The organism is Pseudoalteromonas sp. SG45-5, assembly GCF_014164085.1.
GTDB lineage: Bacteria > Pseudomonadota > Gammaproteobacteria > Enterobacterales > Alteromonadaceae > Pseudoalteromonas > Pseudoalteromonas aliena.
The window spans coordinates 1-12,294 of the sequence record NZ_JACJEM010000084.1 but is presented as its reverse complement, the minus strand read 5'-3'; the positions used below and the strand labels follow the sequence as shown (position 1 = coordinate 12,294).

General features: G+C 36.3%; 6 protein-coding genes and 1 pseudogene. 6 read left to right on the top strand and 1 reads right to left on the bottom strand.

Features of this window, described 5'->3' with window-relative positions; genetic code table 11:
- The first annotated feature begins 137 nt into the window (after nt 1-137).
- The 6 genes from H5119_RS18975 to H5119_RS18950 all read left to right on the top strand — a co-directional run bounded on the left by H5119_RS18975 (nt 138) and on the right by H5119_RS18950 (nt 10,131).
- On the top strand, nt 138-1,301 hold the full coding sequence (locus H5119_RS18975; RefSeq protein WP_310737453.1) for a UPF0149 family protein: 1,164 nt from the start codon (nt 138-140) through the stop codon (nt 1,299-1,301).
- Nucleotides 1,302-1,509: 208 nt separating this feature from the next.
- Nucleotides 1,510-2,106 carry a bifunctional 2-polyprenyl-6-hydroxyphenol methylase/3-demethylubiquinol 3-O-methyltransferase UbiG gene (locus H5119_RS18970; RefSeq protein ID WP_182703341.1) on the top strand — a complete coding sequence of 199 codons (597 nt, stop codon included), beginning with the start codon at nt 1,510-1,512 and terminating at the stop codon, nt 2,104-2,106.
- Nucleotides 2,107-2,114: 8 nt separating this feature from the next.
- Nucleotides 2,115-3,257 (top strand): HNH endonuclease, encoded by a 1,143-nt coding sequence (locus tag H5119_RS18965; protein ID WP_259399038.1) that lies wholly within the window; start codon nt 2,115-2,117, stop codon nt 3,255-3,257.
- A gap of 933 nt (nt 3,258-4,190) precedes the next feature.
- Nucleotides 4,191-4,862: a hypothetical protein gene (locus tag H5119_RS18960; protein WP_182703340.1), complete on the top strand. Its 672-nt coding sequence runs from the start codon at nt 4,191-4,193 to the stop codon at nt 4,860-4,862.
- Between the two features lie 11 nt (nt 4,863-4,873).
- Nucleotides 4,874-7,573, top strand: a complete 2,700-nt coding sequence (locus H5119_RS18955; RefSeq protein ID WP_182703339.1) for a hypothetical protein — start codon at nt 4,874-4,876, stop codon at nt 7,571-7,573.
- A gap of 2 nt (nt 7,574-7,575) precedes the next feature.
- Nucleotides 7,576-10,131, top strand: a complete 2,556-nt coding sequence (locus H5119_RS18950) for a hypothetical protein (protein ID WP_182703338.1) — start codon at nt 7,576-7,578, stop codon at nt 10,129-10,131.
- 82 nt (nt 10,132-10,213) lie between these two features.
- On the opposite strand, the pseudogene H5119_RS18945 reads toward H5119_RS18950, so the two are convergent.
- Nucleotides 10,214-11,425 (bottom strand): annotated as a pseudogene (locus H5119_RS18945) (DUF3427 domain-containing protein); the annotation flags it as partial.
- Between the last annotated feature and the right edge of the window lie 869 nt (nt 11,426-12,294).

Here is a 12,294-nt window from a genome sequence, read left to right as displayed (position 1 = left end):
TATTATCTTCAATTGGGTATATTTCACCAGCTCAATATGAAACAGACTACTATGATAATTTAAACGAGTCAGGTAAAGTGGCCTGACTTAAACAAACTGGTCTCCGATGAACTCGGGGCGATTCAAATTACTATTTTATTCAAGGTTATTTAATGGGGTTGGGTGTATTACCACAAATGCTTAACCCGAGTGAGTGGCAACCAGATCTATTTGGAGATCTTAATGTTCAAAATGCGACTGAACTAAAATACTTAGAAAGCTTAATGGCACTGTATAACCAATGCATGGAAAAAGTAATTCAAAACGAATTAAAAATGCCAGCCAAGTGCAGTCTATCTAAGCAAGACTACCGTGATTCACTAAAACCTAATATGCCCCTACCAAGTTACTGTAAAGGGGTTTTACAGGCACTTAAACATATAAATAAACGCATGCTTGATGCAGAGCAAAAACAGGCTCTTAATAACCTGAACAGCGTTTTAAAAGCATTTTCTAGTGAAAAAGCAGCAGCAAAAGAATTTGGTGAATTTGCCCAATATAACGCCCAAGAATATAAACGTAATTATGTTTATTTTATGGCCGACGCTATTTTTGAACTTCGATTTAGTAATGACCTAACTTTAAGCGATGAGGATGAAGCAGAATTTAACAACCTCTTTTTAGACGAAGAACCAAATGAATTAGATGAGCTTGATGAACTACTTGAACTGGTACTCGCCGATACAGAGCTAAAAGCACTTGAGCCAATGCAGATGCTTTTAGAATTGATGGAAGGGCATATTACAAAGCAATTTATTAAAGACAACGCTGGGCACTTTTGGGGACTGCAAGAAACCCGCCCTTATATGATGCTTCGCGCGCATCGAGCAAAAATCCACGCATTGCATGGTTATACCCAAAAAGCGCAATCAGAACTCGAAGAGTTACTAAAGCTAAACCCAAACGATAATCAAGGTAATCGCTTTTTATTAATGAATTGCCTAATAATTAATAAAGAATGGGACAAGTTAGACAGTCTATTGGTTAAGTCCGACAGTGAAGAGCTACACGCAACAGCAAGCCGTGCGCTAAGTGCTTTTGTAAAGCACGGCGATTCAAAACCCGCTAACGATTACAAAAAAATGCTCCAACAGCAAAGTAAACACTTTGCCAAAATACTCACAGGGCAAGAAAAACTAAAAGAACAGCCGCCATACTACAGCCCTGGCAGTAAAGAAGAGGTAGGTGTTTACCTTGATTCGCTAGGTAAGCAGGCGTGGATTTCGGTTCCCGCGAGTCTTTTTTGGTTAAGAAAAAAGTAATAACTAAACGCGTAAAAAGTGCTAAGCGTGATTTATGTCGCGCTTAGTGCTTAACATCAGCGCTTAATAATAACAGCGTATTAATTTAAACATTTCTACTCACTAAGCCTATATTTTATTCATTTGTTCCTGTAGATTGAACAAATAATGAATGCAGTATTAACAGTGCCTTAGCTGTTAAACGATTAGCCAAGGAGCGGTGAGTCTCGTGTCAAACACCACACTTACTTATTACAACCAAAATGCCAAAGCCTTTAGCGACTCAACACTTAACGTTGATATGTCGGCGCTTTATGCTGAGTTTTTACCACACGTTGCACAACACGGGCATATTTTAGATGCCGGTTGTGGCAGTGCTCGCGATGCCGTATTTTTTAAAGCGCAGGGTTTTACTGTGAGTGCGTTTGATGCAAGCCCAGAACTTGCTGGGTTGGCAAGCAGTTACTTACAGCAACCTGTAGCGGTTAAAACATTTCAAGAGCTAAATTGTGTAAATCAATACGATGGTATTTGGTGCTGCGCTAGTTTATTACATGTTCCAAAGGCTGAGTTACCGCAGGTGTTTTTAAACCTACAAAATGCACTAAAACCAAACGGCATTTTATATGTATCGTTTAAATACGGCGAGTCAGAGCGTGTGCATAATGGCCGTGAATTTACCGATTTAAACGAAAATGCTTTAACGCATTTACTTAGTCATACACAGTTAAAAGTTTTTAAACATTGGCAAAGTGTTGATCAGCGCCCAGAGCGCGAAAGCGAAGTATGGCTAAATGCGCTTGTAAAAATGATGCACGTTTTATGAGTGGGTCAATGCGGCAACAGCTCGACTTTATTGCATATATTCAGCGAATGTTGGTTGAAGGTGAATTCACAGCTACTTATAAATATGCATTACTACATGCAATTGCCGATGTGTGTGTGGAACAGCAAGAACATAATCCCAACACACAAATGGAAATAAAAATCGACACCTTAGTCGATAAATTTATTCAACTTTATTGGAATCACTCAATACCTTATTCAATCGATTCATCGTCGCTCATTACTAACAGTGAAGACATGCTGCTTAAACAAAACAGCAAAGGCCAAGCAAAATTTATTACCGAGATATTTAAATTACAAAATGCGGGCGTTAAAAGCTATACCGCTTTTAAAAATGCAGATCAATACGAAAAGGTAATAAGTTCACTGCGTGATACTTTCATAAAAGGGCCATTATGGCGTTTGCAGTTACTATCAGGGCAAGAAGAGTGCTTTTTATATTCCCATACATTAATAGGTGAGGCGCGAAAGCCTAAGAGTATTCGCTTAAACGCGGGTATTGATCAGTGCTTTAGGCGTTTTTACGATTTGGTTGTGCATTTAGCTACAACTGAGTGGTTAGAAAAAGTACAAACAATAAAATCTAATCAATCGTTAATTGGCCCGCAAAGCCAGTTACAAGATTTTTTATTTGGAACTAACCGAACAGCCTTAAAGCAAGTTGCACCGCTACTGATAGATATACAAAAAGGATTATGTTTTTACTGTCAGAAGCCATTGAACCTTACAAAAAGTAAGGCTAAACCTGATAGCAAAGCACTCGAAATCGATCATTTTATTCCCTTTAAACGTTATCCAAACGACTTAGCTCATAACTTTGTGGCAGCACATTCAGATTGCAATAATAGCAAACGCGATCATCTGGCAGCATTAATTCATCGTGATCGCTGGGTTGAGCAAAACCTCGATATTTATTCGCATGAAATAACCAAACAACTAAAGCCATATTTTTATTGCGATGCAGATAAATCACAATCGGTTAGTGATTGGGCGTATCAGGTTGCACAGGCTAACAGTGCAAAATTATGGGTGGCGAAAGGCAGTTTTGAAGAAGCGGCTGGTTTTAAATATCAGCAGCCAAGAACAGGGCTTGATTTAGTGGCGGAAGAAAAGCCAAGGTATGACGTGTAATGAAGAATTTATAGTTCGTGCCGTAGGCGTGAGTTTACCTCGCGCTTTGGCTTGTAGCGCTGAGCTTGCTCGCGCGAAAAGCGAAGCTTTTAAATTTCGACGTAATTAATATACCGGTGCGACTTTACATCGCGCTGTGTATTGTAGACGCGCAGCTTGCTGGCGTTAAAAGCGAAGCTTTTGAGTTTCGGTGGAATTATTAATATGTAGGTGCGATTTTACACCGTGCTGTGTATTGTAGACGCGCAGCTTGCTGGCGTTAAAAGCGAAGCTTTTAAATTTCGGTGTAATTAATGTGTAGGTGCGATTTTACACCGCGCTGTGTATTGTAGACGGGAGTTTACCTCGCGCTTTAACACGTAGGTCGTGCTTTAGCGCGACAATGTAATTTAAATCATACGAAACGTGTATTGTAGCAACACGCTTTAGCCGTGATTCTCACATAGTGCAGTTAGGGGCTGAAAGGATTTAAAAACCTCTATTCGAGGTAATATCGCGTTGGCGATGGCAACCAAAGGGCGGCATTTGAGAGATATTTTGACATTGTACGAGGTAATACGTCCATGAAGCTGGGTTCCTGTCAGCATCCATGCTTCCACTTCCTCGTGCTGCGAAGCTTCGCTTCGGTCACTCGTCACCCACGGCGCACCCGAGGATCACACTGTATCTTCAACTTACGTTAATGATGTGAACGTAACCAGCGTAGATAGACCATCCATGGCCAAGCTACGCTTTGTGCAGCATCCATGCTGTAAATTACTCATCATTAACTAAGTTTCAGGTGTGATCACGGGGAATTGGAGTGTGTTGGTAGATTGATGAACATAATTGTATATGAGAGTTATCTACACGTTATACATAGTTCTTTGAATAAATGATTGATGCAATATTTACTACAGAAATTTTCTTTTAATATAAATAATGAGAATGGAAATGACAAAAGAATCTTTAATTAAAGAAATTAAATCTCTAAAAAGTGATTTTGAAGAAAACAGAAAAAAAGCCAAACCTAATCATCTTATAGCGCGAAGGCTTGGAAGCTTTTCCTTATTTCTTTTTATAGCAAGTACTTTAATCGCTATAAACCTTAAATTAACAGGTATTAACTTAAACCTAAAATTCGAACCTTTTAATTACTTATGCCTATTATTAATGCCTTTGATTCTCGTGCTTTACTACTATTTTTTTATACACTTGATGAAAAATGAGGGCGAAAAAAAACTATTGTTTGGTTTAAGGCTCTTTAATTTCTTTATTTTTGTCTTTTATGTTTTTGCTCTGATTGTGTTTAAAACGGCTGATATCATTTTATTACTTTCTGGTGGTTTTTTGCTAAGTTATTTTATTTGTTACTTATCAAATAAACAGTATGGATATACTCGCAGCTGGTCTAGAAGTGAAAAGTATTATTTTTTACTTCAATCTCTTGAATGGGAAGTTAACCAAGTAGATGAAGAAAAAAAATATCTAAAAGATATTAAGCTAGACGAATTGACTTCTAAATTTACTAAAATTATAGAGTTGCAGCTAAATGAACGGCAACGCGACATCATTGGTGATTACTTATCTGCTAATGAATTATTACTGAATTGGACAAAAAAATAAAAAGGGAAATTATGATTGATTCAATAAGAAAAAGAGAAAAAATGCCAATAGTATTAGATTTAAACAAAGTAGATTTTGAAAGAAATATTCAAGAAGGTGAAATATGGCAACAGGATGCAGTATTTGAATTTAATCAGCGATTAGAAAAAACAATAAAACAAGCAAAAAAGCATAAGGATAATGAAGGTAATAACCCTACAATTATTCATGATGCAATATTCATTGGTGGTGCAAGAGGAACAGGAAAAACAGTTTTTTTACAAAATATAAAAGGCTTTTGGAAAAAGTATAAAGATGAAAATGATTTGGATGTGAAAGCACATTTTTGCGACTCTATTGATCCAACCCTTTTAGTAGATCATGATAATTTTGCTAATGTCATAATTGCACATTTATATAATGAAGTGGAAACGTATTTAGAATCAAAACAATGTAATGCTGTTAATGAGGATTCATTTTATCAATCCTTGAGAGTGGTTTCTAAATCATTAGGAAAGAGGGAAAACTTGGATGATGATTTAAGTGGTTTGGATCGTGTAATTAAATACCGCAGTGGAATACAGTTAGTTAAACATTTTGATAGTTATATTAATGAATGCAGAAAAATATTAGGTGTTGATGCAATTGTCCTACCTATAGATGATATTGATATGGCATTAGCTCGTGCATATGATGTTTTAGATATTGTGCGCCGATTATTAGGTTGCCCTAAAATAATTCCTATAATTACAGGTGATCTAGAGTTATATGAACCAATAATAGAAAATCGATTCACAAAAGACGAAGATGACAAATCAAACGAAATAATTGGAAGTCAAAAAGCTGAGCAGTTAACGCAAGAGTATCTAAAAAAAGTAATACCCCACCATAATCGAATCAGCTTAGAACCAATAGATAGACTTTTACCAGGTATGATTATTTATGATTTTGGTGACACAGAAAAGCGTGAACCATTAAGTTATAAAGACTATATAACTAAATTTATTTCTTGCTTATTTGGTCCATTGAATAGTGAAGAAAGAAGCTGTGATTGGCCAATGCCTGATTCAGCTCGTGAAGTTACCCAATTAGTTCGAGATTTTTCTCCTAGTGAACTAAAAAAAGAAAACCGCGCTGAGTTATGGCAACGCTATATTGTGTGGGCAAGATTAAAGCAAAATAGTGTAGCTTATTCAAATGCAGTTACAGCACTGCAAATAGAAAACTCAAAGGTAAAAGAAAATAATGATTATATAACTTTAAATGAATTACATTCATTTAATCCAATATTACAAATGAACGACTTGACACCAAAATGGCAAGGCAAGCCATTTTTTGCAGAACAAGTTTCAGATAAATTGAATGCAGATAATGAACTTGTAAAAAGAATGAGTCAGCATTTTGAAGAGTTCAAAAATAAAAAGATATATAGGAGCATGCCTATAATTGAACATTTCTATGGAAAGTTTAAATTAACCAGTGAATCAATAACTGACGAAAATATACAAGAAACAACTTCTAAAGGTAAAGATCAAGATTCGCGAAATGATAAACGTATGCTCCTAGATATTTTTACATATAACAACTACTACGATTTAACTTTAAAAACACAAAGGCAAATATTTTTTAGTCGAGCTTATGAACTATTGGCTATTTCATTACTTAATTTCGATTTCAAGCTCGAAGTTGAGAATAAAGATTACTTAGATAAAAGAGTACATCATTGGAATTCAATTTTAAAAGACTTATTTAGTAGAACGCCATTTTATACAGTTCCCGCTTTATTTCCGACTAAAGCATTTAATATTGGTCCAGAAGAAGAGCTGACTGATGAGGAAGAAATTAAATTAGTATCAAATATTACAATCAGAGAACTTTCATCTGATATAGCTGCATGGGAGGTCAAATACTTATCTAATTTAGAATATTATAAAAATGATTCTTTGATGCCTATTATATATTCGGTTTTTAATAAGTCATTCACTCAGTTACGTTTATTGAAAGATAGAATTCAAAAAAACGCCTCAGATAAGTATGAAAATGAAACACTGACTGATTTAGCTTTAAGATTTAAGTATATCGTAATTAATGCATTTGCTACTTTTATGAAGCCGAGCCCTGTCGTATTACAAAATGTAGCTTTTACAAGTAATCTAAATCTAATTCGTAATTTTGGAGAGCACCGACGTTACTCGCCACCCTTAAGAGATAACGTCGGGTATTTTTTCAATTTTACGGAATCTAAAAGTAGCGAACCATTCATTGAAATAAATGATGATCTGAAAGACGATATTAAGCCTAAAGCCCTTTTACTACAGGCGATTGCAAATCATCCTATTTTTAAATTATTAGAGAGTGAAGAGTTCAAAAATGGTGTTTTTTACGTATTGCCACAAAAAAATAAAATTATTAGTCCGATAGCTAACGATATATCCGAATCAGTTTTAGAAAATACAAAAATAACAGAGTTAAACATCGAACCAATTCAACTAGATGAATTTAAAATTTTTCAAGAAAAGTTAAAAAGAAGAAAAAAATTAAACATAAGTGATCATCGCTTGATGTTTGGTGTGGATGAAGAGGATATAAATGCTTGGGATGAGGATGCTAAAGTTAAGAACAAGCAACTTGTGATCGCTAGAGCTGAGTTTATATGTGAACTGCTAAATATCAATTTTGATGGAAGAATTACACAAGTAAAATTCTTCAATGAAAACTTGCAGAGTATATAAAAATGCTATTACTCGATCTTGAATGGTTGGCACCCGTCACGCGTCTTCGTTCAGATAGATGGCTTGAGTTTTATTTACAGTGCGGAGATGGCAAGCTCACTTTAAATAGAGAGAGAGCGGCTAATGAAGCTGCTGACTTAGCGTTATTTGATCACCAATTTTACTTAGAAAATATGCACCGTCGTGATGATAATAAAGCTATAAATAATATCTGGGGGAGTGGTTATCGGGCAAACTCATTACTAAAGCAATTACGGGTAATGCAACAAAAGTTACTCGTTTGGCAAGGTTCAAGCTTTACTGTTAATGAAAATAATTTAAAGCATTGGTCTGCTATTTTGTCAAAAATAGATCCTGTTTGGCTCATAGCAATAGGTTACAGCGATAAAATCAAACAAAATTTACTTCACGTAGATAACGTAAGTGAATTAATAGACGAACAATGCTTTTCTGCATTCCCCAAAGGATTTAGTCAAAAGAAATATGCAGATAATCATGTACATTTAGGTGGGAACGGTAATTATACTCCAGCTCTAGCTGAGGTATCTCTGTTTTTAAGAAATAAACCTAAATCAATTTTTGAAAATAGCACTTCAACTCCTAAACTATCTGAATTTACCAAATATTCAAGTGGTGAGCGTAATATCAACGAGCTACCAGTTCTCATAAAGTTGTTGTTCAACGATTTAATAGCAACACTGGGAAAGGATAACAGTAAATGTAATAAAGTAGATTGGCAACGTCCCCAGTTTTGGACAATTCCTGATGAAAGTATAGGAGATCTACTAACTACAAGCTCGAAAAATAATAACGTAACTAAGCTACTTAATGCTGCCATTAATTGTAATAGACAAGACTCAAATAAGATGTGGTTATTAATAGCCATAGCATTAGTGCATCACGGGGATGTTTACGCGAGCTGCGATCTTTGGTTGTACAAACTGAGTGCTTACATTACAGGAAATAATATTTTACGTTCTATGATGATTAGCTCTGGTGTGGGCCTAACAAGTTTTGTTGAGCACTTTTCTTTTAAACCGAGGCAGGGCAGTGATCAAGTCATAGAATATGGTAAGCATAGTTACGAAAGTGACTCAGATAAGAATACGTTACGTGAATTTAAAATATCTGATCAGACGGTTACAGCAAGGTATTTAGCTGAATTTGGCTTTGATTTTATAGAAAAGAATCAATTTAATAATAGGCAATTTACCTTTCATTTTAGTCGTTCGTTTAAACAAAACTACCATGCCCAAGAAAAAGGAAATCTTCAAATATATGATAAACGTTATACAACAAAACGATTAGAATTATCAAAGTCATTATGTAGGCTGCAAAAAGTATTTACATCTTCTTCATTGCAAAAATATGAGTATGAAAAGCTAGGTAATTCGAAAGTACAAAGTTTAAATTTATGCGCGCTGATTCGTGGAATTGATGTTTCGGGTAATGAAAACGATTTTCCAATTGAGGTTTTTGCTCCCGCGATACGAGTGTTAAGAAATAGCGCTTATCAACCAGATAATAAAAATTTCATTCCTCAAAGGAAACTGCATTTAAGTATTCATGCGGGAGAAGATTTCAGCCATTTATTAACTGGTTTAAGAACCATTGATGAAACAATAGAATTTTGTGATTATGAATCTAGTGACAGAGTTGGTCATGCTTTAGCATTAGGGGTTGACGTTAAAAAATGGGCTTCTCGTCAGCAGCGCGCATACGTCCCTCTGAGTTCACATTTAGACAATTTAGTGTGGGTATATAATTATGCCATTGAGGTTACGAAAAAAGCCCCACAGTTTACTGTAATGTTAGCTGTTTTTGAGAGGAAAATATCAAAGTGGAGTCATAAGTTATTTGGTGAGGATAGATCTAAGTATATATTGTTCGAAGCCTGGCGGTTAAGAAGAAATTGTCCAGAATATTTTGATACAGAGTTAAATAACAGTAGTGAAGAGAGCGTGGCTTGGTTACCTGATTTTAAATCGAAAAGAATGAATATGAATGCAGAGGCTATTAAGTATTGGAAAGAATATACTGATAATGGAATTAAAAAAATAAAAAGAAATACCACTGAAAAAATTGTTAGTGTTTATTTTGGAGGCGACCATGCGCCCTTTATAAATGATGAGTATAGTGAGATTGTCGATAGATTTGAACTTGATTTTTATGAAGCTCTTCAAGATTATTTGATCGAGAAATATAGCGGAAAAGGTGTCGTTATCGAGGCTTGTCCAACATCTAACATCTATATTGGTCGGTTTAAGTGCTATTCAGAGCATCCAGTCTATCGATGGTATCCTGTAGATAATACTTTACTCAATGCAGGCGAAAAATTTAATCGTTTTGGTATTCGCACTGGACCAATTACTGTTTGTGTGAATACTGATGATGCTGGGCTTATGCCTTCTACAATTGAAAATGAGCATCGTATTTTAAAAGAGATAGCTATAAGTCATTTTAATATCGGTAATGAAATGGCCGAATGTTGGATTGAAAGATTACGCAAAATTGGTGTAGATATTTTTAAATCAAACCATATTGACTGTAGAGATTAGCTTCTTGAACTATATAACTTAATTTAGATCGTTGAAAAGTTAATATATGGAACTAATAAAAAACAAAATAACAGTAGCATAATCACCCAACCGCCAACTTCCCAGCTTCATGCCACATTTCACTTGGCATGGGGCTTGTTAACTTCCACGTTATATTCATCGGTTGACTGCCGTTGTGGCTTTGGTATTTAACCTCGCCGTAGTTTACAAAGCCCATAGTTCTGCCGTTTTCATCTTTACCTTGTTCACGCACAAATAACAGGATGGTTTTGCCTGTTTGCTGGTGCTGAATATAACTAAGGCCACGGCCGTGTTCTGGGCGGGCGCTGTTTTGCGTTTGCCAATGGAACAAAGTAGGGCTGATTGCGTAGTCGTGATACAGCGTTGTGGGCGAGTAGGTTTTTTCGCATTTATTCAGCGTTACAAATAACAGCTCTAGGTTTTGGTTTTTAAATTCTAAAACGCCTTCGCGGGCGGTCGATTTTTTATCAAACGAGTGTGCGCCAAACGCGGCGAGTATTTGTTGGCGCGTGTAGCGGCTGTGTAATTTTATTGCGTGGCTTGGTAAGCACGCTAAGTCGCTTTCTTGCTGGTGTATGCGGTTTATTAACAGCGTAATTACTTGAGCAAGTTCGTGCTGTAGCTCTTTGTGTTTAAGTGCTTGTAAGCTTTGTTCAAGGGTTTTAAACCCTAAACTTGTGCCTGTGTTATCCCAAAAGTTGTAATGCGCCATAAGCGCGTACTGTTGGTTTTGCGCTGTTGGCGTAAAGCTAAAGTTGTTATTACATAAATCACGTAAAAAGCATAAGTAACTGAGTGAGTTGCAGCTGAGTAATTGGGTGTTGATAGCGCGATAATACGCGGCGTAAATATCGGCTTGTTCTGCTGAACTTTCATCGCCTTTAAGCCAGTGCCAGCCGCCGAGCTTTTTATCTTTTGGTTTGTATATATCTTCAAGCGTAACTTGTGAGTTTAAGCGTAAAAAATTACTTAGCGTAAGCGCATCATTGGTATGTTGCGAATAACTATTTATTAGCTGCTGTAGTCGGCGCTTTGTGTTTATGGCTTGCTGAATATTTTTTAATATTGTTTGTTGCGTGTGCTTTTGTAGCTCTATACGACAACCTAGCGGTAAATGCGGGAAGTTGTCTTCAATCTCGGTTTTTATTGGTTGATTACTTTTACCAATGAGTGCGCGAAATTTACTGGCAAAGTTGTATTCTGGGCGGGCATTGCCTACAAAGTCGAGCACGGTACAGCATTGTTTTTGGCTGTTGTCGGGTAAGCGTAAACCACTCTCCTTGCTGTTTTTGGTTAGCCATTTTAGTTACTCAAATTATGTATGAATTTAATATACCTAACTCTAAGTACATCGACAAATTTAGCTTAAACGCGACAGCTTAGGCAATTTCCCCGTGATCACACCTGAAATTAAATTAATTATGAGTAATTAACAGCATTGATGCTGACAGGAACCCGACTTCAGGGATGAATTATTAGCAGCAGAGCTTATTTGAAGAAGACCGCCCCTTGGTTGCCATCGCCAACGCGATATAAGTAAATTATTTTAAAAGCTACGCTTTTCGCGCGAGCAAGCTTTGCGCCTACAGCCAATTTTAAGGCCGCTGCTAAGGCAATTCTCCCCTTTCGACTTTACCTGAAAACACATGATTAATGAGTAATTACCTCGCATGGAGGCGAGAAAAGCGATGCTTGCAAATGGGTGAAAAACGTAGTTTTGAACGAGAGGGTATGGATACCCAAACTGGGCAGCGTACAGGGATGTGAAAGTTGTGCTTTCATCGCGTTTACGTTTTAGTGTTTAAAGATAAGTAAAGTTGCGGGGCGCGCCGTGTGATTCCAAAGAGAAACCGGCGCTTGTCTTTCTTTGGTTGCCGCTAGCAATCAGGCAAACACTCGAATGAATTATTTACAATTTTGTAAGTAAAAATCAAGGTGCGAGATAAGCTTCTGCCGATAATTTAAAGGCTACGCTTTTATACCAAAAATATTAGGATATGTAAATTTAACTTACTATTAACAGGCATTGATCAGACCCCTAGGCAACTTTTTGGATTTTATATAAATGCAACGCATGTCCACCAATGAGCCTTATTATTTTTTCCCTGAACTCATCAAAACCATCCAAGCTGATTTTGTCGC

Bases quoted from the DNA above. Each gene is read 5' to 3' on its own strand.
- H5119_RS18965 (WP_259399038.1), top strand. From the start codon at position 2,115: ATGCGGCAACAGCTCGACTTTATTGCATATATTCAGCGAATGTTGGTT.
- H5119_RS18960 (WP_182703340.1), top strand. From the start codon at position 4,191: ATGACAAAAGAATCTTTAATTAAAGAAATTAAATCTCTAAAAAGTGAT.
- H5119_RS18955 (WP_182703339.1), top strand. From the start codon at position 4,874: ATGATTGATTCAATAAGAAAAAGAGAAAAAATGCCAATAGTATTAGAT.
- H5119_RS18950 (WP_182703338.1), top strand. From the start codon at position 7,576: ATGCTATTACTCGATCTTGAATGGTTGGCACCCGTCACGCGTCTTCGT.